The organism is Bacillus sp. z33, assembly GCF_058313615.1.
The window spans coordinates 142537-166046 of record NZ_JBZFQN010000001.1 but is presented as its reverse complement, the minus strand read 5'-3'; the positions used below and the strand labels follow the sequence as shown (position 1 = coordinate 166046).

Sequence of the window (23510 nt, the reverse complement as noted above, 5' to 3'; positions counted from 1 at the left end):
TGGATTGAACTTTGAACATAAAAAAGTGGGGCTTTTTTATACCCCACATTTTCTAAATACTATTTTGTTATTCTGCTAAGCTCTGTATCTACGTCTATCTTCAAAATACTGTCGATCAATCATCCCTTTTAATCTAAACAGGTCAACCCATAGAATAAAATAAAAAGTAAATATAACCGCTAACCAATACCAAAAGATATAATGCACTTTTCCTCTTATATACATTCTGTGGCCACCAATTACTCCAAAGAAAAGCCATAACAGCAACGCGATACCAAATGATTTTCTGTGTACATGCATAACGAATCCTTCTTTTTCTCTAAGATGTATTTTCAAAGTATGAATATAGGTCTATAGCACTAAACGCATGGCGTACTTCTCCAATATTTGATTAATTATTACTGATAGATTGCTTTTTTGTTCTTTTCAAATCTTCATAGATTGTCTTAAAAACAAAGCTTGCTACGGCTAAATCATCCACTTGGCCAAAACCAATAATAAAATCAGGGACCAGGTCTGTCGGCAATACTAAATAGACCCCTGCAGCGATCATAGCAAATTTTGATTTCCTTGATAATCTTTTCAACATCTTTTAACCCCCTTATATCTCTTAGCGTTTTATTAGGTTAAGTTCACGAACCATTGGCTTAACAAGTGAATCCAATGGATTAATAATCTCTAAGCCTGTTTGTTTGGCTCCATCATACATCGATAGCTGTCCAACTGATAAGACATCTTTTGTATGTTTACTGAATGACTTAATAAACTCCGCTATTTTTTCGTTGTATTGTTGGGTCAACCCTTTCATCATCAACTCAAATGTCTCTTCTATGACAACAGCGTTTATATTTAATGACTTTCCCTTTTTAGCAGCATATTGATGAAGACGGTCCATCGTTCCGCTCACCGTTCCGGGATTTGAAAAGAAAATGGTCTGTGGCTCCGTAATCTCACAAATCTCCTCGAAAAAAGGTTCATCTATTTTCATAATAGGAACTCTTGAATTTAGCAGTTCTTCTTGTAACATAGCAATATAATTTGTACATGTTAGAAGGATTGCATCAACCTGACAGCTCTCCATCCATTCTATTTGTTCCGCGATTTTCTTCCCTGCAGCTTCTTTTTGATAGGAAGAGTCTCTTGTTAAGCGACTCATTAAACCAGGATCAACAAAGTGTACAAGCTCAACATCATACGGTGAGAACGCCTTGTCGATATAATGAATATTAGAATGATGTACATGCATACATGCTAATCTATTACGCATTTTGTTCACCTCTATTAAGTATACATAAGTTTAACAGCTATAAATTTGACTGTCTATTTCCTTCTATTACCTATATACGTAAGTCTATTAAATTGGTTTCGATTAACCAATAATTGTATAATTATATCTTGTACGATATGAAAAAAGGAGGAATGGTATGAAAAGTGTTTATGATTTTGAAGTAAAGAAAACAAACGGTACTGCACAATCTTTAAGGGATTACGAAGGCAAGCCTCTCCTCATCGTCAATACAGCCAGTAAATGTGGTCTGGCACCGCAATTTAAAGGACTTCAGGAACTATACGAAAAATTCAATGGCCAAGGCTTTGAAGTTTTAGGTTTCCCTTGTGATCAATTTAATAATCAGGAATATGAGGATATAAACGAAACCACTCAATTTTGCCAAATAAATTATGGTGTCACATTCCCAATGTACGCGAAAATAGATGTAAACGGAGATAATGCTGACCCGTTGTTTCACTATTTAACGAATGAACAAAAGGGTATTCTAAGCAAAAAAATTAAATGGAACTTCACTAAATTTATGATTGATAAAAATGGTCAGGTTGTTGAGCGTTATGCACCAACCACCGCTCCTGAGAAACTAGAAAAAGATATTATAGCAGAACTGGAAAAATGATAGAGTATGAAGTATGTTCAAGCATTAAACAAGCAGCTATGCTTTGCTTTATATGAGACCTCTAATGAATGTACAAGGCTATATTGCTCAAGTATTAAAACCCTTTGGTCTAACCTATCCTAATCATCTCAAGAATGCATCGAAATGAATGGGTGGTTAAAGAACGTTCCAGGAATGATGAACGGATTGTCCTTATCTCTCTTTATGAGAAAGCACTTAAGAAAAAAGAAGATATTATCATTAGGATAGCAACGAAATATGGAGAGTGTGGTTTAGATATAGAGGAATATGAAGTATTGATGGAATATGTAAGCAAATTGAATAAAAAGTTAAAGAATCTTTAAATAAAAAAGCTGCCTCCTAAGAGACAGCTTTTTTTGTTTTATTACAAATTATCTGTATCAATGATATTTTTTTGATATGGCTTGTTAGTTAAACGATCTTTATCCTCATCTGGTAAAGCAGAATCCTTCATAGGAGTTGCGTCCATACGTGAAGTTGCAGTTGTATCTTGATCATTTACAAATGGATTCCCATCCTTGTCAACACGAACATCTTCTTTTCTAACCGTATCTTGAACAGTTTTTGTATCTGTTACTTTTTCTTTACCTATCACAATTTCATCAGTCACAACTGCTTTTTTAGTAACTTCTAATTTTTCTTCCATTACTGGAATACGGATTTCTTCGTTGTCATTGATAGTTCCTGTATAATCTGCAGGATCACAATCTGTTACTTTACGGCGTTCAATATAAACTTCTTCATGTTCTACTGGTACTTCAATTTCTTTTTGTGTTTCGGTTACTTCTTTATTTACGATTACTTCTCCAGTTTTCACTTCGTTTTTATTTACGTCTAGTCTTTCTTCACGAAGTTTAATTCTTCTTTCTTCGTCAGTTAGGGCATCGTCATTAGTCATACGGTCAGTCGTATTAAGTGCAGCGGATGCATTTGCTCCGAAATTCACATCTTCTGTGCGATCTAATCCGACCGTATCTCCAAGTAGTGAATCTTGATCAACAAGAACAAGTACTTTTCCATTATTCACATCTTCTGCATAACGTGCACTTTCTTCATGTGTAAAACCATAATCCGTTCTCAATGTTTCTTCAACTGGATTATTAGTTTCCATTGTGAAGAATTTTGCTACTTTGTCCATGAAGGATTCATCATTGTTAGATACTGTTTTAACATCACTATCTAAAGTGTAGTTATCCATGATGCCCAGTTTATCTGCATTGTCAGCTACTACTGTAATATCAGATCCGTCATACCCTTTAGCTTTCAAACTATTAATTGCCTGTACAACTTCTACGCTCTCTGTGTAAACTCCATATACTGTTTTATTCATTATTAATTCCTCCTAGTAGTTATTATTGGATGATTGTTGCTTCATAGTTAAAATATACCCGCACTGGAAATCACTAAACAGGAAATAATTTAATAGTAACCTTGCTAAACCCGTTTATTTTTTCTGCTTATATAGTAGGTTTTCTTTCTGCTATGCAAAAAAAAAAAAATAAAAAAACTTTTTTTTACTGAAAAAAAGCTATAAATTCATCTGAGAATTCACTTTACTGAGGGAAATAATACGCAAACTATAAAGCAAAAGAGAATTAGCAAAGAACCTTAAATATTTGGTCGTGATTTATCTATTTTTATAAAAAAGAGAGCCAATTTGGCTCTCTTAAGCTTTCAACACATTATTTTCAAACACCTGATCGACTATATCCATGACCTCTATCGAATCTTGCCAGGTCATCATAGGACTTTCCAGTACTTCTTCTTCAAGGCAGCGGCCTACCTCGCGTATTTGATATTCAAATCCAGTAAATTCAAAAGGCTCTTCAATCGTCCATTCCTTTTGAGGAGTAATAATCGTCGCAGATTGCGCATTTGAAAAATAGGGTATATAAATGCTGCCATCTGTCCCTAAAAGACTCGCATCCTTACGGGTATTTGCTTTTATCGTACAGTAAATTTGAGCTAATGGTCCATCTTCATAGTTTAACTGAATTGTGCCATTTTCATCGACATCAGTTACTCCAAATTGTAATGAACTTTGAACAGACTTTGGTTGAGCTCCAAGTAAATAAGCACAATATGAAAGAGGATAAATTCCGATATCTAATAATGCTCCTCCGCCTAGCTCTCGGTTAAAAATGCGCCCATTCGGATCAAATTCTCCTTTATAACCAAGTTCAGCTCTCATGAAAACAGGCTTTCCAATTCCACCTTCCGTGACTATTTTTTTTATTTCTTTATTTACTGGCATAAAGCGTGATTTCATCGCTTCCATAAAGAAAACATTCTGTTCTTTTGCAACATGGATTACCTCTTCTATTTCTGCTTTATTCATCGTAACAGGCTTTTCACAAAGCACAGCTTTTCCATGATTTAAACAGCGAATAGCATTCTCTTTATGAAAAGGGTGTGGAACAGCGATATAAATAGCATCAATTTGATCATCCTGCATTAGTTCCTCATATGTACCATAGCAATATTTTTCATCAACCTCGTATTTTCGCCCAAAGTTTAGCGCATGATCTTTCGTCCTAGATGCTACAGCTTTTAGAGTGACACCATCCATTTTTTTTACGGTCGATGCAAATCGTTCTGCAATGTTACCAAGTCCAATAATTCCCCATTGAATTGTTTTCATAATACCCTCCAAATATAGTTTTTTCAGAATATTTATATTCATTATAATACAAATTGTCTGCATAAAACCTTCTTGGGAAGACTTTACGAAAAAAAGAGTACACCATTAATGATGTACTCCTGCCTCTTTAAGTTAAATAGCTATCGATAGAATGCAGTCTCAGCCTCTTACTTTTACAAAAAGTTAACTCTCTTCCTGTTTATCAGGAACTAAAAGCATGATTGCTTCGTCTCCCTCTGTAACCGGACGATGGCAAATAAAATTCTCACAAATATAATAGGTTGTTTTATGGTCTACTATTGAATAGCTTGTAGCAAACTCAGCGATTCCTGAGAAAGAAGCGGAATCATTATTTACTAAATAGGTTAATTGTGGGTGAAACCCTTTTTGCAGATGAGATATGAATTTGTTCTCTGGATCCTGATTACCTAATACGATCACTTCTTTCATATTCATCTGGGTCGTAATATAGGCCATTAACATATACGTATGGCCCATTGGATAATGAATTACATCATCGCTGAATACGTCAAAAACCTTTTGAACCTTCTCTTCCAGTGAATACTCACCTGTTAAACGAGCCAGACGTAGCATTTGTAAGGTTGCAACACTATTACCTGATGGTAACGCTCCATCATAAACATCCTTTGGACGGATCAATAATTCTTCATTATCTTCTCCATAGAAAAAGAATCCGCCATGATCCTCATCCCAAAAAAGATCATTCATTTGATTCGTGAGCGTTTTTGCTTTTTCAAGATACGATAAATCAAAGGTGGTTTCATATAGTTCAATATAAGCCCAAAGAAGATAAGCATAGTCATCGATAAAGCCTTCCTGTTTGACTTCACCTTCTCTGTAACGGACCATGACTCTCCCGTCCTTAATTAAGTTCTGTTCAATAAATTGGATAGCACGTTTGGCTGCATCAAGCGCTTCCTGATGGTCGTATACTCTCGCTGCTTTCGCTAAAGCTGCAATCATCAATCCATTCCATGCAGTAAGGATTTTGTCGTCCTTGTGTGGATGTACCCGCTCCTCACGAACCTGAAATAAAATATTCCTTGCTTTCTCTAATTGTTGACGGACTTCATTTGCATCTAAGTCATTATGGGCAGCAAATAAATCAATCGGTTCACGGATTAAATTAGGAATATTCTCTCCTTCAAAGTTTCCTTCAGGTGTGATATCATACACCGCACAATATAATTCTGCTAAATCCTCGTCTAAATGATCAAATATTTCAAAGTAGTCCCATATATAAAATTTCCCTTCAACACCTTCTGAATCAGCATCCTCCGCAGAATAAAATCCACCGTCTGGATGCCTCATATCCCGCAGTACATAGGTGATAATTTGTTCTGAGATATCTTTCAGTGAGGCCTCCCCGGTTACTTGGTAAGCTTCTGTATATGCAATTAACAGCATAGCATTGTCATACAGCATCTTTTCAAAATGTGGCACCAAATACAATTCATCAGTGGAATAACGCGAGAAACCGAATCCTATATGATCGTAAATTCCACCTCTAGAGAGTCCCTCTAATGTTTTCAATACCATATTCAAGGCTTCCTGATCTTTGGTCATATGATAGTAACGTAATAAGAACATTAAATTATGCGGAGTAGGAAATTTTGGGGCGGAGCCAAACCCACCATACTGTTTATCAAATACACGCTTGAATTGTTGAAAAGCTGCATTTAAGGCAGCCATCGTTAATTTCTCTTTCGAAGATTCCTGTTTCGCCGGCATAATGGCATCTTTAAGACGCTCGCCAGTAATTTTTACTTTATGTGGCTCATTATGATATGTATCATACAATTGAGTTATTACATCAATGATTCCCGGACGCCCGTATCGACTGGTCTTCGGAAAATAAGTGCCTGCATAAAAGGGAACCTGATCAGGCGTCAAAAATACATTGAGCGGCCAACCACCCTGTCCCGTCATCACTTGACACACGGACATATAAATGGAATCCAAATCCGGACGTTCTTCCCGGTCCACCTTTATGGAAACAAACCGCTCATTAATTATCTCTGCTACCTCTTGATCTTCAAAACTTTCCTTTTCCATCACATGACACCAGTGGCAAGTCGAGTAACCTATACTGACAAACACAGGCTTGTTCTCCTGTTTCGCTTTTTCAAATGCTTCAGGTCCCCATGGATACCAGTCCACTGGATTATAAGCGTGCTGCAAAAGGTAGGGTGATTTTTCATTTATTAGTCTATTTGACCTAGATTTTTCGTCCATATCGTTCATGCTCCTTTCGATAGCAAAATGATTTAATTATACAAGTTTTACATACCCACTTCGCTCGTTTTGGATAAGTTAATCCTCTCTATACCATACACATCTTTAATTAGTATAAACTTAATCACATTATTTATTGATACATAAGGTTTTTATGCATTATAAAAGGCATTTTAATTGGTACACTTTTCTTTTACCGAGTAATGAACAATAGTTTGTGGACATCCTTGCGTTAAAATCACTTATATCAAGAGAGAGTTTACATGAAACTTCCAGTAATTAGGATAGACTAATCCTTAACTAATATAAAATAATATAAATATAAAGGAAAAATATGGTACACTTAACTGTGATCAATTTTAATAGAATAGTAGATAAGCAGGAGGAATAAATATGTATACGTTTAAATCATGGAACATTGAGATAAAAAGCAAGGCTAATTTACATGTAATTAGCGATAAAAATGATACTAGTTTTGTTGTATTTGACGAAGAAAGAGACTGTCTTTTATGGATCCGATCTTCTGAATACGGTAATGGGATAGCGTTCGATAAAATGGGATGGGGCATCACGGTAGATGTGTTACATGATGATAAAAAAATCATCATAACATATTCTGACCCTAGCCTGGATGATGAAGAGGAAGCAGAATAAAAATGCCTTTAGCAGGCATTTTTTTAATTATCAGTTAGTTAAATGCTAGTTTACTTTTACTAAAGAAAGCATTGAATGAATCGGCTACAGAAGCGAGATTATTGCCTTGCATTGTCTTATCGAATTTACCTTTTTTTCTATTTTATAGTTTCCTAATATTTTAAACAGTTTCTATATAGCCAAATACATCATTAGAGTGCTTTGAATGATAGTATGAATTCCTTATTAACCTATAAACTATAAAGCATTATTATTCAGACAAAAAACGTACCCGAATTTCGGATACGCTTTTCAAAGTTTGTTTAGTCTTGGTATTCATTAATGTAAGATATCTAATCCTGACTATGTACTTGTCAGCAATATTTTCTAATGATATCCCCTAATGTCCGATCAAGCGTGCTTAAATCTGATTTGTTAAAAGAAAATTTAACAAAAGATTCATCCATGTTTAATGATTCCGCTAAAAAGCTTGAGAATCCCCTGGCTCTCCTATCGATTTGCAGCAATACTCTTGCTTCATTTTCAGTCAACTGGAACACTGCTTCTAGTTCATCCAGTTTTCGCGCAAATTCTCCGGATCTAGCTTTGAATTCGAATTCCTGAACAAACGGCAAGCCATTTTTGAAATACGAAGGAGTCTTTTCACAATCTACCTGATGCAAGCGGAACCCTAATTTTCCTGCAGCCTCAATGAAACCTGTCACAAGCGGATGGGGTTTAATTTCCAGGAAGTCCTTATCACGAGGATCGATTGCCATTTTAATATCCAAACCCGTTTGGATCCAAAGGCGCGTTCTACCTAATGTAGCAGGAGCTTCATAAGGAATTTTCATTTGGAATGGCACCACTTTATCCTCATTGGCAGCAATGGTAAATGGTTCAGTCAACACCATTTTATCCAAGGCCAAAGAACGTCTTACCCTTTTATCGTCAATTTCGACTTCATAGTCGGTCATTAACGTTAAATAGATCGTATCAATATCCTGCTCGTTTTTTCCACCCTTAATATAAACTTCTCCTTCAATAGTTTCCCCGACGATGTAACTCTTTCTCGTAAGCCTTGTATCAACTTTAGCAGCACCAATCCCAATAGACGAAAGCAGTTTATCAAACATGTAAATCCCTCATTTCCTTATTATATGTCTATTTTACTATATAAAGAGCGGATAATAACACTCTGCAATTAATAATTAGCATAATTTTCCTAATTAAAAACCACTAAACATTTCATTCTCCTCCTCTTTGTCCATTTGTTGCCGAGAAAATCCTCATATCTGTTCCTTATCACATTCTCTTAAAAACAATGTGTTTCAAAAGGTATTAAAAAAGCGATCCCTTTTTACGAAGAGATCGCTTCATCATCAAGTGTTTCTTGTTCTACTATTTTATAATGCTGAAAGGCTATCGCAAATCCGGTTGTATTCGTTGAACTTTGCACATGTACGTTAGCATTATAGATATCCGCAATGCTATGGATAAGCCAAAGTCCAATTCCTGCACCACCCGTTAGCGCTTTGGCCGAATTGGTACGATAGTATTTTCCAAAGATTTTCCCAAGATTATTATATTCGATACTAGAACCAGAATTCACAACCTCTATGATAATTTTATTGGTCTGATTATACTCCCGAATGCCAATAAAGATTGAGGAGCCATTTTCAGAGTATTTAATGGCGTTATCCAGTAAGTTTCTCACCAGTAACTCGATTGAACCTTGGTCAATCCATATATAGATATTTGGATTAATATGATATTTGAAATGAAATTGTCGGTTAGGATATTTTTCCTTATATTCTTCGAAAATTGGTTTGATTTGCTCGACAGGATTCAACCAGCTATCTGGAGGAGACCCTCCTAAGTAATAAATATCGTAAATGATTTTGATACTGGATAACAATGAGGTGATATTTTCCGATTCATTCATAACAGATTGAATTCTGTGTTTCATTTCCTCATCTGCTTCAGGTAGCATATCATCTATCAATTCTAGTTCATTTTTAATATTATGGGCTGGATTTTTTATTTCATGGACCATCTCATCTAGAAAGGATTTTGTCTCTTTAAGCCCATCCTGCAATTCCAACATCATCCTATTAACTGCGTCAATTGTCTCTTTAACTTCTGGCATGATAGGCTTTTTATAAATGAAAGCCTCTAAATGGTACCTTGACATTTTTTGAAAATGAATCCTCATCTTTTCCAGAGGAGTAAAATATAGATTTCTCATAAGTTTATATTTAATAATAATAAACAATACAGCGAGCCCAATAATTAAAGCGCATTGAAAGACCGTTGCTTTGTATGCCGGCAATAGAGTTTTACTAATGTCACGAAATGCTACAATTTCACCCGAAAAAGCATCAGATTCAACCTCATGACCAATCCTGATAAAAATTGAATTAGATTCATTTGCCAGTTTCATATATAAATTTTGATCAATAAAAACATTATAGACCTCACCCAGGTCGATATGCATTAACGTTTTGTTTAACAACAGTAGTAAAATGCCGTCAATTCCTTCAACATCATCATGTAATGTTGTTGTGTCATTGTAATATAATGCTTTTGACTTCGTTTCTTGATTATAAACATAAATATATTCATTATCTTTAGGAATAGATTGAAGAAAATCAGTAAATTCCTCATTATTAAGCTGACCTTCATACAAAGCATGCTCTACCCAAATATGAGTTGGAAACAATTCAAATGCTTCTTTCCTAAAGAGAGTTGACATTTTGTTATAGCCATATAAAGCTGTTGTAATCAACACAAGAAGAATAAATAAACAGTAGGCAAATATAAAATACGCCCGCTGATTATTTTTCAAGTTCTTTATAAATCTAACCATTTTTTATCTTTAAAAATTCCTTTCAATTAACCAAATTAACAGAGAAATTAATTATATCAAAATAATAAAAGTTTATTATATGTATTTAATTCCATTTATTTATCTAGGTGAAAGAATAAACCTTCATTGAGGACTTAGTCAATAAGGTGTATTTGAAGCAAAAATAAACGCCGTTCCTTCTGGAAAGACGCAATCAAAGGGATCTCTACATTTTGAGTTCAAATTATAAATAGATGAGGAGTAAGCTATTAAAGATGCTTAATTTGATACTCTTTTAATAATGAAGATATTTAATTTATACCTATACCTACAACTAGAATCAATATAAGTAAGCAAACCAATATAAGGCTGTTGAGAATGACACCGATAATAATGCTCGCTATTTTTTTGATAAAAAAGCAAAAATGATTCCGGTCACAGATATGATTGTAACCGCTAATAAAACCAATCTGGGATATGTCATATTTTCCGTAATAAAAAAAGATAAGACTATACTGATACCAACTGTCACTATAGATAATTTACCGTATTTATTCATCCCCATCCTCCTTTACTAATTTAAATTTTATCAATATATTGTAAAATCCCTCTTATGTAATTCATAAAAAGACTCATTTGAATCCAAGACCAAAATGATCCTTCTAATCTATGATAACTAATAATCTTTTAGTCTTCTTTAAATACAAATATGAAATAACCAGGATGATAATAACATATCCTAGTACCCACCATAGATACGGAAACATGTTCCCATAATGTCCGCGTAATGTAGTTTTTCCAAGTCTACAGTAACAGTGTTGTTAGGAAACATAGCATTTCTGATTTAATCTTTCACACCCTTACCTCCAAGAATAAAGTCCAAATAAAACATATCTAGTGAAAAAGGAGTTCTTACTTTTTTATAGAATATACATCTTTATATTACGATAAAATAATTTTGGAGGTAGAGCTTATCATGAGAATAATTCATATTGTCTTACTCGGAATCTCCCTTTTGCTTATTGGCTGCAACGATAATGAAGCATCTGCTGGAATATCCTATGATCCGACAAAAATACGAAAATATTTAAAAGAAGAACAAAAAATTAAACCGAAATTACCAACTATATTTCCTATGGAAATCAAAGAATATGAGATTAATCCACAGACTATTCCTGAATCTTCTGTACATGATGTACAGTTTACAGGGGAAAATGATGAAAAATTCATGCTTATGGTACATACAAAAGAGGTAACATACGATGGGAAACCAGATGGATATAAAAAGATAAGGATTAATAGTCATGATGGGTTTTATGCAGAGGATGATTTAGCCTCATCTGTTCATTGGAGAGATGGAGATTATCATTATATTTTCGAATATCAAGTTGCTGCTTCAGGGAAAAATGCCGTAGAACTAACAAAAGAGGATATGATCGGAATAGCTGAGTCATTCAAATAAAAAGCAGCATGAATAAATGTTTGAAACATTCAAAATAAGGAAGTTTCCTTGCCTTATAACTTAGTAACTATAAACGGATATAACAATAGTAAAGCACCGATTGATCGATGCTTTACTATTATAAGTCATCCCCAGATTCTAGTTCGAAAAATCATGGTTATTAATATAAGCATTTTATTCAAAAAGTAACCCATTTGCCCCTCTGATTTCACCTTATCAACTTTTCTTTTTAAACCTGTTTCCCTGTATTCATATAGGTGATAGTAAAAATAACGAGCATGATCATTAAGGCAGTACCTATAATTGATAGGAGATAACTGTTGATTAATTCACTTATAGGCATTAAAAGCAAGCTTGCTATAATACCCATACATGAACTTACCCATGAATATACACAGAGCTAATTCATCGTATTAAACTGTAATAACCCCTTTATTCTAATTTCAACATATATTAGGCTACTCCAGTGGTATATGAGGAAAAGAGGTATTAACTATGTAGTCCGCACGCTTAACTTATTTTTCCTGAGGTTAAAGCTATAGTCAAAAGAACACTATATGATCACTCATGGTCTTTCCAAGTTGAATAAATAGAAAATATATTTATATAAATATACACTCTAGAACAATCTCCGTAAAAAGTTCTCTGTCATCTATTTACATCGCATCGACTACCATCTTGGCAATTGTTCCATTCGATAGAATAAATTTATCAATATTAATGTGTGAGAAATTCTCAACATGCTCTTCTCTTTCAATTTCTACGACTGTATGTACATGAGAGGCAATTCTTTCAACTGCACAGGCAATCATCAGTGATTTACCGTCGGTTAAGGTTTGATTTTGTATTCTATCATCTGAAAATATTAAAATGGATTTTGCATGTTGAATATTAGCTTTCTTTAATACTTCAACATTCGACGCCTCTCCCTTTATATAATGAATATTTCCATTCACGTAAGGAAGCTTCTCAAGCATATCAATTACAATAATTTCCGCTCTTTTATTTTTATCAAGAATCTCTTTAACCGCAATTTGTGCCTTATGTGACCAATCTATGATGACAATATGGTTCTTTCCTTCAAACATAATCTCGCCGCCCTCTTTGCGTTTTCTATAAACCGTAAAGCCTTCCATGACTTTTCCAATGAATGTTGCAAATAAGCCAATACCAACCACATAAAGAAATATAATCGTGAAAATTCTGCCGTCTGTTGTAGATGGTGACATATCCCCATATCCGACAGTTAACATCGTTGTCATTGTAAACCAGAAGGAATCCATATAGGTCGTAAATGTATCGGGCTCCACTACTCTTAACATGACTGTACTAAACACAATCAAGCATATTGTCAATGTGGTTAATAGTAACCATGACATATGAGTTAGTTTGAAATATAAATTGCGTAACATTATCATTAAAACACCTCTTCCAGCAATGGAAACCAGTCTCTTCATTCCATAAATTTATAGTCCTATCTCTCTATTATAATAGTGAACTACCAATTTAATATAGTAACATTTGGATTTTTATTCCTTTTATGGATATTCGACATTTAAAGGTTAAGATTATGGGTGGTGTTAAATACACTGATTCCAACCTTCATTAGAATACATTGATTGCTGTTCGTGTTAATAATTGACTACATTTTTCCTCTTAAAAATCACTAATAGTATAAATTTCTCTATATAAAAGCAGTAATCTTCCGTCTGATTTGGTAAAAAATGCAATATTTTGTATTTAGGTATTTCTTTACAGTAACTTTTTCAACTGGTATGTTAGAGAAAATAAGATATATACTTTCGCAGGGGTTAATAAATATGGGTTGAAATTGAAAAATCTTTTACATAATCCTGGTAAGGTTTTTTTATTTGTGTAAAAACTAATTTAATTCATAAATCGTTGGAAATTAGGGAGTTGTTATATGCATAGCATTGATAGTAGTATAGATCTATTTTCAAAAGACCTTTCAAATCACATACTCTCTTCTAAGGATATTTTAGCTAAAATACGATTTGATGATGACACCCGTACATATACTGATGAAATCAATATGATAATCAATAAATGGAGAATAAACCTTATCGAAATTTATGGTTTATCTTTTGTAGAAGGGCAAAGCGATACCTTTACTATTTTAAAAGAATGGAGCAAGGCAACGGTTGATTTACTCGTAAACCTGAATTTAACACTTGATGATGCCATTGAAGAAGTAAGGTTCTACCGTGAAAAAATAGGAGAAATCATCAAAAATAAAGCTAAGGAATCTTCAATGAGCCTCGATGTTTTCTATGCAACTATTTCAAAATTTGATTCAGTTGTGGACAAAGCAATCCACTGGCTTACCTTTTCGTTTTCTTCCCAATACGCAGAAAGAATAGTCCTGGCAGAAACGACAGCCTTTGAACTTTCTATTCCTGTTGTTAGGATTACATCCAATATAGGTATTATTCCTATCATAGGAGTTATGGACACTAAAAGAGCAAGCCACTTAATGGAAAAGGCTTTAAAGTCAGGAAGTGAATATAATTTAGATTATATGATCATAGATTTATCAGGTGTCCCGGTTATCGATACGATGGTTGCTCATCAAATATTTAAAGTGATGGATGCGTTGCAACTTATCGGTATAGGAACTCGTTTATCTGGTATCCGTGTAGAAATCGCCCAAACAATGGTTAGTTTAGGAATAAAAACTACAGCTAAAACCTTCTCAAGTTTACATTTAGCTATTAAAGATTTACTGTGATACATAGCACTCTCGGGTCATACAAAGCGGGGGTTGTTATAAAATAGTGAAATCAAAAAAAGACACCCAAATGAATGTCTAAAACAATGAAATTAGCCTAAACCAGCCTCCCATTCATGATCCATTCCGGAATAAACAATCTAACATTCCCTTTAGTGATACCTGCCAGTTCATATATTTCACGCAACATTTTTTCATACAAATTAGAATGTTTCACATCATGTAACAATCGTTCTTCCAAGCGTGTTTTCTCTCCTTCAGATTTTGTTACATAATACTGTTCTATGATTTCAAAAAAATGTACCGGCAGCAGCATCCTTGAAAATAACATTCGAGCAGAAAAAGTTGATAAAGGCGTAATGGATTGATAGTGGCGTAAAAATGACTCCACGCCTTGATGATACGTATTAGGCTGTTTAAAATAATACGCACGAATCCACTCGGCAATATCCCTCGCTCCATGATCAAAAACCCATTCACTAAACAGTTTACCGTGTGAGCCAGGTCCCCATGTGTCTGACGTGAAACGATCATAACAAACAGTACCTCCATCAACCATCTCTGGATTTTCGTCTATTTCGGTATCTACTAAATATTGAATCGCATTTTCCGCAAGGCCAGCGTAATAGGGATAACTATCAATAAACAATTTTTCAAAATCATTTTGCGGCTTAGCTGCCAACTTATCTCTCCAAACATTTTCGACCTGATCGATGCGTTGCTCCCACATTTCTTTCCATTTTCCGATTCTTGAGCAAAATTCTATACGTTGCGGAATCGTCCTGCCGTGATAATGGAATATCGCCAACTCTCTGCCTACTTCTAGCAAATCAGGCATCTCTAACCCTTTTATACAAACCACAAAGCTTTTACTATCTATTTCGGTCAATAACTTTTGCTCATTATTTAACAGGGGAAGCCATACTCCCTTCTCCCCTTTGTTCTGCAAATGATAAGCGAGATTATTTCGTTCTTGAAGCTCCTGCTCTTCCATATAGATTTCGAAACTTAAGAAGTCCTTTCCTCCGCCGGCATATTGTTTCATCGCTCCACTAGTCTTTTCCAGATCTACTGTTATCCCATATTTTTCGTACAATATTTGTTTGTTCATCACAATTTTCTTCATCACCTCTTATTCAATTGCTTACTATGATAAGTATATGGGCAAGATAACTTTTATATGTGGTTAACATCACGATATACATACTATATTTCATGGAAGTTGGTGTCTTCGTATGAAAGGGAAACCTGTAGATATGACTGAACAAACAGCAAGAAAATGGTTGCATGACCGTGGAGTGACGGTTCAAGATATTGGTGAATTAGTGTTGTACCTACAGCATCAATATCATGATAATCTGCTCTTAGATGAATGCATTCACAATGTAGAACGCGTGCTTTCCAAGCGTGAAGTTCAAAATGCCATATTAACAGGCATTCAACTGGATATGCTCTCTGAAAAAGGAATGCTGGAGGAACCTTTACAATCCATTATTAAAACAGATGAAGGATTATATGGGGTTGATGAGATATTAGCGTTTAGTATTGTTAATGTATATGGCTCCATCGGTTTTACGAATTACGGTTATATTGATAAGAAGAAACCAGGAATACTGGAGAAGCTGAATGATAAATCTTCCGGTGAATGCCATACCTTTTTGGATGATATTGTGGGTGCCATTGCGGCGGCAGCATCCAGTCGCCTGGCCCACAGTGTAGAGAACTTAGAGTAAAAAGGACTGCGTTTTTATGGAATAGATTTTTATGAATGTCTCCATTCACTTAATGATTAATATAAACTCTTGAAGATTCACCAAAAAGAACGAAAGAGCGACTCTTGTCTCTTTCGTTCTTGAAAATGTTATTTCGTACCATCTTTTGTTAGTTAATCATTCACTAGCGCCAGTTCTATTTCTTCAAAATTCACTTCTACTGCAAGCTCTATTGTATATAGGACAAAGATAAGAGCACCTATAGCAGCTAGAATGAAAAGGGGTAATGGCAAAAATGATATCCAATAAGACAAGTAATAATAATCTTAGAATCATCGTCTACTCCCCCCTTTTATTCTTATTATTATCATAATTCCCTAATTTTTATAGATAACGATAAAGCTCGTGACAGTCGTGTGTAGGTTTCTCTTTCTGAAAATATCCTCCTAACCCAATTTAGTTTGTGAAATATTGAACTTTATATGGAAATCTATTAACTGGTATGCTAGAATACTTGTGTATCAGTGGATGACTTATTCATTTTGTTGGTTTTTGTGTTTCCAGGCCTAATTTGATGGCTCGCGTTTGGTGCTCATAAATGCCAGCGCTTTCTCTTTTATCAATTTCAAGTCATAAATTAAGCATAAATGTACAAACTACAAGATGATAAAGAAGAACTTTCACAAATTAACAGTAAGGGAGTATTACATAGGATGACTAAAGTGGATTTAAAAGCAAAACCTTACCATTTATCTGACGAAGATATTAAATGGGTAGAAGATACAATCAAGTCCATGACAATCGAAGAAAAGATTGGTCAATTATTCGTAAACATGGGAGCTAGCCGTACAGAAGAATATCTTACTGGCATGCTTAACAATTACCATATCGGTGCTGTTCGTTACAACCCTGGTAAAGCTGAAGAAGTTTATGATCAAAATAAAATACTTCAAGAAAACAGCAAAATTCCATTATTGATTGCTGCTAATACAGAAGCTGGCGGTAATGGTGCTTGTACAGATGGTACAGAAGTTGGTCTTGAAGTTAAAATTGGTGCAACAAAGGATGCAAAATGGGCATACGAAATGGGCCGAGTTTCTGGTGTAGAAGCATCTGCTATTGGATGTAACTGGAGCTTTGCGCCAATTGTTGATATCCATATGAACTGGCGTAACCCAATCATCTCAAGCCGTACTTTCGGTTCCGACCCAGACCAGGTTTTAGAAATGAGCTTGGCGTACATGAAAGGTATTCAAGAAAGCGGAATCGCTCCTGCTGCTAAACACTTCCCTGGTGATGGTGTTGACGAGCGTGACCAACATTTATCTTTCGCGCCTAACAGCTTATCTTGTGATGAATGGGATCAAACTTTCGGAAAAGTTTACAAAGGCTTAATTGATGCTGGCCTACCTTCCATTATGGCTGGTCACATCCATATGCCTGCTTATTCTAAGCACTTCAACCCAAGTCTTACAGATGAAGATTTACTGCCAGCAACACTTTCTAAAGAACTTATCACTGACTTATTGCGTGGTAAATTAGAGTTCAACGGTGTTGTTGTTACAGATGCGAGCCACATGGTTGCGATGACATCTGCAATGAAGCGAAGTGAAATGCTTCCAACTGCAATTGCTGCTGGTTGTGACTTATTCTTATTCTTCAACGATCCAGATGAAGATTTCGGTTACATGATGGACGGATACAAAAACGGTATTATTACAGAAGAGCGTTTAGAGGCTGCTCTTACTCGTATCCTTGGTCTTAAAGCATCTTTAGGACTTCACAAAAAAGCAAAAACAGAAATCATGATGCCGAAAGAAGAAGCACTTAAACAAATCGGTCTTCCTGAAAACGTTAAGCTATTTAAAGAAGTTACAGATCTTGCCATCACTTTAGTAAAAGACAAACAAGATATCTGGCCTGTTACTCCTGAGAAATACAAACGAGTATTATTAGTTAACGTAAAAACGGCTGAAGGTGCCTTCAGTAAATTAATTAGCGGAAACAAACCTAAACCAATCGATCTTCTAAAAGCAGAGCTTGAAGCACAAGGCTTTGAAGTGGAAATTCACGAATCTCCAATGGATAAAATTGCGGACCTGCCACCAGAAGAACAAATGAAGAGCATCATGAACGCATATGCAGCAAAACGCCCTATTAAAGAATTAACGGATAAATATGATTTAATCATTAATATCGCTAATATCAAAATGGGTGAAGTTGTTCAACGTATGACTTGGAATGCTTTAAAAGGAACACCTGATATTCCTTTCTACGTTCATGAAGTACCAACTATTTTTGTTTCTGTAAACTACCCATTCCACTTAGCGGATGTACCGCAAGTTAAAACATACATCAACACGTATGATGGTAATAAAGAAACAATTGAAGTACTAGTAGAAAAAATGATGGGCAAATCACCATTCAAGGGTGACAGCCCAGTTGATGCATACTGCGGATTAAAAGATACTTACATTTAATCTGTCAATAGCAAAAAAGGATTAAACCTTTTTCGGTTTAATCCTTTTTCTCTATTTCCCCCAGACTAATTTTTCATACCAAACATAGAAAACACACATTTTCTTTACTTCTGTTTTTAAAATCTACTATATAAAGTAAGATTCTCTAATCTTTTTTAATCTAAACATAGGAAGCGATCGCTCTGCCTGCTACCCGTCCGGTAAATAAACACCCACCTAAAAATGTCCCTTCCAGCGAGCGATATCCATGTATTCCTCCCCCACCGAACCCAGAGACCTCACCAGCTGCAAAAAAACCAGGAATAGCTTCACCTTTAGAATTAAGAACTCGAGCAGATAAATCTGTTTGTAAACCGCCGAGTGTTTTCCGGCTCACAATATGTAACCGAACCGCAATCAATGGGCCGTTTTTAGGATCCAGTATTTTATGTGGTTTAGCAACACGAATCAATTTATCTCCTATATAATGTCTTGCTCCCCGTAAAGCGGTTATCTGCAGATCCTTGGTGAATTTATTCTCCATTTCACGATCTCTCGCTTTTATTTGTCTTTCAATTTCTTCGTAATTTAATAGATTCTCTACTGTTAATTCATTCATTCCTTTAACCAGTTCCATTAAGTTATCGGCAATGACAAAATCCTCGCCATGATCCATAAATGCCTTTACCGGACCAGGAGGACCAGGAAGTACTCTGCTTAGGACCTTGCGGATACTTTTATTCGTTAAATCCGGATTTTGCTCAGAACCGGATAGCGCAAATTCTTTCTCAATAATTTTTTGTGTCAAAATAAACCAAGAGTAATCAAACCCTGTTTTTTGGATAGCCTCCAGGGTGCCAAGTGTATCATAGCCTGGGAAGTTGGGGGCCGGAAAGCGCTGGCCTGTTGCATTCAGCCAAATAGAGGACGGACCTGGCAAAATTCTAATGCCATGGTTTTCCCAAACCGAGTTCCAATTTTTGATCCCCTCTGTGTAATGCCACATACGATCTGGATTTACAATACGGCCACCCGCCTCTTCTGATATCCCCAGCATTCTACCGTCCACATGTGCCGGGACCCCTGAAATCATGTTCTTTGGAGGCAGCCCCAGTCTTTTTGGCCAATTTGCGCGGATTAAATCATGGTTGGCACCGATACCGCCGCTAGATACAAGAACTGCTTTACTAGAAAACTCAAAATGGCTGATAACGTCCCTGTTGCTTTTCTCGCCTCTTAAAGCCGAACTGGCTGCCAGTATAGAACCCTTTACTCCTTGAATTATCCCATTACCGCTGATCAGTTCATCTACACGGTGACGAGGCCGATACTCAACTATTCCATTTTTAATATGCTCTCTTACCCTTTTCTCAAAAGGCGCTACAATACCTGGTCCCGTTCCCCAAACAATATGAAATCTTGGTACTGAGTTACCATGTCCTTCAGCCAAATAACCTCCTCTTTCTGCCCAACCAACTACAGGAAAAAAGCGGACACCCTGTTTTTGAAGCCAAGCTCGTTTTTCCCCAGCAGCAAAATCAATATACGCTTCTGCCCATTTTTTGCCCCAATAATCCTCCTCATCTCGATCAAACCCTGCAGTACCCATCCAATCCTGCCAGGCCAATTCCTTAGAATCTTTAATACCCATACGACGTTGTTCTGGGGAATCTACTAAAAATAAACCACCGAATGACCACCAAGCTTGTCCGCCTAATGATGCTTCAGGTTCTTGATCTAGCAATAATACCTTTTTCCCTGCATCTGCAATTTCTGCTGTAGCCACCAAACCCGCCAAACCAGCCCCAATAACTATCGCCTCGAACTCCATCCAATGCATTACCCCCTTTTTGATAAACGTTTATACTCTTATATTAAACTACAGTTCCATAATATGGGTATGTATACTGGTATAAAAAGAAGAATTTACTTTGCTTAAAATAATGAGCCATAAATCAACATTTTTATATTTCTCCCCTTTTATAAATAAAAAACCAGCCTAGTACCAGACTGGTTCAATCATCATCATCCTCATCTTCGGAGAAATAATCCACGAATTCATATTTTGCTTCATCATCTGTTCGTTCCACTTCTGTAGCTTGATACTCCCCCATGTTCTCGTCCACTAATGCAATATACATCTCTCTGCGTCCAGCCTCATATTCATCATTGACTTCCATGAATCCACTCACGACATAATGATCGTCATCTTTGTTGTACTCGACTTTGCTCTTTCCGATGAATTCAAAAGTTTCTCCCTTTGATGAAGCATCTTCCACTTTTTCCTTGGCCGTCCTTATGATTTTGTTTTCCGCGTCTGAGTAATATTTATAGATAGTAAAGGCCACTATCCCTAATATCAATACTGCTGCTATGATAATCATCACTTTATATTTCTTAGCCATCTTCTTTTTCCCCCTCTATGGTTATACATTTTTCTTCCTCCATAAGCTCCGTCGTGTCCCCTTCATGACAATTGCCGGCATAGCATCTTCTGTCTTTCTTATAAAAAAGGTGGTGTACATACCTCTACCATTTATATGAATATATGGTGCACCGTATCATTTTATTTCATTTATTTATTAATGAATCGCTCTGAGAGATTCAGGATTTATTTGAAAAAAGCAGGGGTACCTCCTCTTGAATCCAACGAACCGGACTATGTATTCTATGATGAATTTGTGAAGAGAGTGGATTAAACATATGTGGATACGGAAATTGGGAAGAGTACAGATGCAGGTGCCTTGACTTAAGGTGGATGGTCCAATTAGGGATGGTAAGGTAACATTCATATATATTATGAGACTTATATTAGAGGTAGTTATTGATGATATTAGAAGGAATAAATAGGATTGAGCAAATAGAAAAGGAGTCCATAAAGTATACAGACTTATGTACTCCCCTTTTAGTTACTCATTTAACATGCCAGGCAAAATTATTTATTAATGTATTTTTCAAAAATCGCACCAAAATCCTTCATGTGATACTGATTATAGGATGATTTTAACCATTCAAATGTAAATTCAGTTATCCCTTTGTATGTGTTTGTTAATGAAGTTTCTTCAGATCTTGAATTTTGTAAAGTTTGAACCGCACGTTCAAGTCCTTCTTTGGCATGATTCATTTGAATGGAGTTTTCATAAGTGATCTCCTCAATACGTAATAATGCTTTATATAAATCTTTTAATTGTTCAACTTGATTTTTCTTCACATCAATATCAAAATGAACATTTCCTACATCAAACTTGATCTCTGTATCCATATCCAGCCGACCTGCTGTTTCAAGCATGACATTGGTAATCTTATACTTAGAATATGGGTATCGTTTTAATAACCGTTTAGATGAGATAGCATTCTCTCCATCAACATGGATCAAAGCCAAATTGGTAAAGCAATATTCATCTGCCTTCGTTTTAATGAGAAAGTAAATCTTCTCATTATCCTCATGCATTACATAGTCATCAGCATCCGTCTTATCATAATCTTCTGGCGGAATAATAGTACCAACGTCAGACAAACCAAGCGCATCAGAAGCCATTTTCTTTAACATGTATATCACCTCATTCTAGTTGATATTTTTACTATATCAGAAAAATGATTAGTGTAAAATTCGTTTCATTTATGCTTGTAAAAACACAAGAATTTTCCATTAGTTTTCATATCATTAATCTTCGTATATTTTCGTTATTTTTGCTATTTCTTCACCAAGCTTTTTATAACTGTTTACTTCTTCATGAGGAGATTGTGAATTCTTTTTTTGTTTCCGGTTTCTTTCTTCTTTTTTTGTATGAGACATATTTATACCTCCATTATAAATTTGGTTCATGGCTGTATTTGATGAGTGTATACAGCCCCATTCTCCATGATTTTTTGATGTCTTAGCGTTTTAATTTTATTCTTATGGGCTAGATTCGCGCTGGCACTTCCTAATTCCATAAGAGAATTCAGTATCCGTTTTACTGGAATCAAATCCCTGCTTACTCTCTTGATCCTGCATCAAGTTATCTGTTAGACATACTATCCTCCTTCTCTTATTTAGTATTTGAAAGTGAAAGTTAAATATGCACTGTTTGTTCTGGTTATGACTTAATCAGTATGGGAAACTCCATATTTCATATTGAATAGCCACTTTACAACAAGGCAATGCCAATTATGGCTTCCCTATGAGCTATTTTAAAACGTTGATCTTTCATTACTTCATCCTTACACTTGTATAACTAGTTTGTCCGCCTTTACTTTTTGTATTAAATAAACGCACACGAACAATCATTCATTTAAACCAACCTAAACATTTAAATTGAAGATATAAATTTTAGTAAAATACCCTAATAAGAAATATCTTAATAACTATTCTTCCATAAACCTAAAGAAGCCTCAAAATTAGATTTTGAGGAGACGAAAGAAATAATACTACCATTTACTCGTTTTTATTAATATAAAGCTCACTATCAGAGTGAGAAAAAGGGCTCCAATAAATGCAGGTAACAAATAAAATCCTCCCGGATCAGGACCCATTTTACCGATAATACCTGTACCAAGCCAAGCACCAACTATACCAGCCAGGAAATTTCCAATCATCCCATTATGAACGTTTTCATAAATAAGTAATCCCGCAATCCAACCAATAAAGCCACCAACAAACAGGATGCCAATAAAGGACATTCTAAGACTCCTCCCTTTTTGGCCAGTATATGTAAGGAGCAGTTAAATGGCTTTACTTGGAGGGAAAGCGGACATGTTTTTCTTTTTTATTTAGTCTAATTAACGTAGTTACAATGACCAAGCCACCTAGTATTAAAGATACCCTTTAAGATAGATACTA

At 35.4% G+C, this 23510-nt stretch carries 22 protein-coding genes; 7 read left to right on the top strand and 15 right to left on the bottom strand.

Translation table 11 applies throughout. The features are described 5' to 3' along the window. Window positions 1-391: 391 nt before the first annotated feature. The gene (locus AC4G3L_RS00850) at window positions 392-589 is read right to left on the bottom strand and encodes a YkvA family protein (RefSeq protein WP_491075089.1); all 198 of its coding nucleotides are present in this window, start codon (window positions 587-589) and stop codon (window positions 392-394) included. A gap of 21 nt (window positions 590-610) precedes the next feature. Next, window positions 611-1267: a hypothetical protein gene (locus tag AC4G3L_RS00845; protein WP_491075088.1), complete on the bottom strand. Its 657-nt coding sequence runs from the start codon at window positions 1265-1267 to the stop codon at window positions 611-613. Window positions 1268-1424: 157 nt separating this feature from the next. Here AC4G3L_RS00845 and AC4G3L_RS00840 point away from each other — a divergent pair, with 157 nt between their 5' ends. Beyond that, entirely contained in the window at window positions 1425-1907 is a 483-nt protein-coding gene (locus tag AC4G3L_RS00840; protein WP_491075087.1) for a glutathione peroxidase, read from the top strand. Between the two features lie 134 nt (window positions 1908-2041). After that, complete coding sequence (locus tag AC4G3L_RS00835; RefSeq protein WP_491075086.1) at window positions 2042-2251, top strand: hypothetical protein; 210 nt, start codon at window positions 2042-2044, stop codon at window positions 2249-2251. Between the two features lie 41 nt (window positions 2252-2292). Here AC4G3L_RS00835 and AC4G3L_RS00830 read toward each other — a convergent pair whose 3' ends face one another. The 3 genes from AC4G3L_RS00830 to AC4G3L_RS00820 all read right to left on the bottom strand — a co-directional run bounded on the left by AC4G3L_RS00830 (window position 2293) and on the right by AC4G3L_RS00820 (window position 6825). Further along, window positions 2293-3258: a YsnF/AvaK domain-containing protein gene (locus tag AC4G3L_RS00830; protein WP_491075085.1), complete on the bottom strand. Its 966-nt coding sequence runs from the start codon at window positions 3256-3258 to the stop codon at window positions 2293-2295. Between the two features lie 336 nt (window positions 3259-3594). After that, the gene (locus AC4G3L_RS00825) at window positions 3595-4569 is read right to left on the bottom strand and encodes a Gfo/Idh/MocA family protein (RefSeq protein WP_491075084.1); all 975 of its coding nucleotides are present in this window, start codon (window positions 4567-4569) and stop codon (window positions 3595-3597) included. Window positions 4570-4752: 183 nt separating this feature from the next. Further along, window positions 4753-6825 (bottom strand): thioredoxin domain-containing protein, encoded by a 2073-nt coding sequence (locus tag AC4G3L_RS00820; protein WP_491075083.1) that lies wholly within the window; start codon window positions 6823-6825, stop codon window positions 4753-4755. A gap of 393 nt (window positions 6826-7218) precedes the next feature. On the opposite strand from AC4G3L_RS00820, the gene AC4G3L_RS00815 reads away from it, so the two are divergent. Further along, window positions 7219-7479, top strand: a complete 261-nt coding sequence (locus AC4G3L_RS00815) for a hypothetical protein (protein ID WP_491075082.1) — start codon at window positions 7219-7221, stop codon at window positions 7477-7479. Between the two features lie 353 nt (window positions 7480-7832). On the opposite strand, the gene AC4G3L_RS00810 is transcribed toward AC4G3L_RS00815, so the two are convergent. The 3 genes from AC4G3L_RS00810 to AC4G3L_RS00800 all read right to left on the bottom strand — a co-directional run bounded on the left by AC4G3L_RS00810 (window position 7833) and on the right by AC4G3L_RS00800 (window position 10865). Further along, on the bottom strand, window positions 7833-8594 hold the full coding sequence (locus AC4G3L_RS00810; RefSeq protein ID WP_491075081.1) for a sporulation protein: 762 nt from the start codon (window positions 8592-8594) through the stop codon (window positions 7833-7835). Between the two features lie 224 nt (window positions 8595-8818). Further along, complete coding sequence (locus AC4G3L_RS00805; protein ID WP_491075080.1) at window positions 8819-10327, bottom strand: sensor histidine kinase; 1509 nt, start codon at window positions 10325-10327, stop codon at window positions 8819-8821. Between the two features lie 379 nt (window positions 10328-10706). After that, entirely contained in the window at window positions 10707-10865 is a 159-nt protein-coding gene (locus AC4G3L_RS00800) for a hypothetical protein (protein WP_491075079.1), read from the bottom strand. A gap of 417 nt (window positions 10866-11282) precedes the next feature. On the opposite strand from AC4G3L_RS00800, the gene AC4G3L_RS00795 reads away from it, so the two are divergent. Further along, window positions 11283-11768, top strand: coding sequence for a hypothetical protein (locus tag AC4G3L_RS00795; protein ID WP_491075078.1), 486 nt, complete (start codon window positions 11283-11285; stop codon window positions 11766-11768). Between the two features lie 656 nt (window positions 11769-12424). Here AC4G3L_RS00795 and AC4G3L_RS00790 read toward each other — a convergent pair. After that, window positions 12425-13186: an ion channel gene (locus tag AC4G3L_RS00790; RefSeq protein ID WP_491075077.1), complete on the bottom strand. Its 762-nt coding sequence runs from the start codon at window positions 13184-13186 to the stop codon at window positions 12425-12427. A gap of 506 nt (window positions 13187-13692) precedes the next feature. On the opposite strand from AC4G3L_RS00790, the gene AC4G3L_RS00785 reads away from it, so the two are divergent. Continuing rightward, a complete protein-coding gene (locus tag AC4G3L_RS00785) occupies window positions 13693-14517 on the top strand; it encodes an STAS domain-containing protein (protein WP_491075076.1) in 825 nt (274 codons plus the stop codon). Window positions 14518-14614: 97 nt separating this feature from the next. Here AC4G3L_RS00785 and yutH read toward each other — a convergent pair whose 3' ends face one another. Next, window positions 14615-15628, bottom strand: a complete 1014-nt coding sequence (gene yutH, locus AC4G3L_RS00780; protein ID WP_491075075.1) for a spore coat putative kinase YutH — start codon at window positions 15626-15628, stop codon at window positions 14615-14617. Window positions 15629-15752: 124 nt separating this feature from the next. Between yutH and AC4G3L_RS00775 the strand changes: the two genes are divergently transcribed. Both AC4G3L_RS00775 and AC4G3L_RS00770 read left to right on the top strand, forming a co-directional pair. Beyond that, window positions 15753-16250: a phosphatidylglycerophosphatase A family protein gene (locus AC4G3L_RS00775; protein ID WP_491075074.1), complete on the top strand. Its 498-nt coding sequence runs from the start codon at window positions 15753-15755 to the stop codon at window positions 16248-16250. Between the two features lie 692 nt (window positions 16251-16942). After that, the gene (locus AC4G3L_RS00770; protein WP_491075073.1) at window positions 16943-18709 is read left to right on the top strand and encodes a glycoside hydrolase family 3 protein; all 1767 of its coding nucleotides are present in this window, start codon (window positions 16943-16945) and stop codon (window positions 18707-18709) included. Window positions 18710-18869: 160 nt separating this feature from the next. On the opposite strand, the gene AC4G3L_RS00765 is transcribed toward AC4G3L_RS00770, so the two are convergent. The 5 genes from AC4G3L_RS00765 to AC4G3L_RS00745 all read right to left on the bottom strand — a co-directional run bounded on the left by AC4G3L_RS00765 (window position 18870) and on the right by AC4G3L_RS00745 (window position 23350). Further along, complete coding sequence (locus AC4G3L_RS00765) at window positions 18870-20519, bottom strand: FAD-binding dehydrogenase (protein WP_491075072.1); 1650 nt, start codon at window positions 20517-20519, stop codon at window positions 18870-18872. Window positions 20520-20703: 184 nt separating this feature from the next. Further along, window positions 20704-21093, bottom strand: a complete 390-nt coding sequence (locus AC4G3L_RS00760) for a hypothetical protein (RefSeq protein WP_491075071.1) — start codon at window positions 21091-21093, stop codon at window positions 20704-20706. Between the two features lie 530 nt (window positions 21094-21623). Continuing rightward, window positions 21624-22238 carry a PH domain-containing protein gene (locus AC4G3L_RS00755; protein WP_491075070.1) on the bottom strand — a complete coding sequence of 205 codons (615 nt, stop codon included), beginning with the start codon at window positions 22236-22238 and terminating at the stop codon, window positions 21624-21626. A gap of 114 nt (window positions 22239-22352) precedes the next feature. Then, window positions 22353-22484, bottom strand: coding sequence for a DUF6254 family protein (locus tag AC4G3L_RS00750; protein WP_491075069.1), 132 nt, complete (start codon window positions 22482-22484; stop codon window positions 22353-22355). A 614-nt stretch (window positions 22485-23098) separates the two neighbouring features. Continuing rightward, window positions 23099-23350: a GlsB/YeaQ/YmgE family stress response membrane protein gene (locus AC4G3L_RS00745; protein ID WP_491075068.1), complete on the bottom strand. Its 252-nt coding sequence runs from the start codon at window positions 23348-23350 to the stop codon at window positions 23099-23101. Between the last annotated feature and the right edge of the window lie 160 nt (window positions 23351-23510).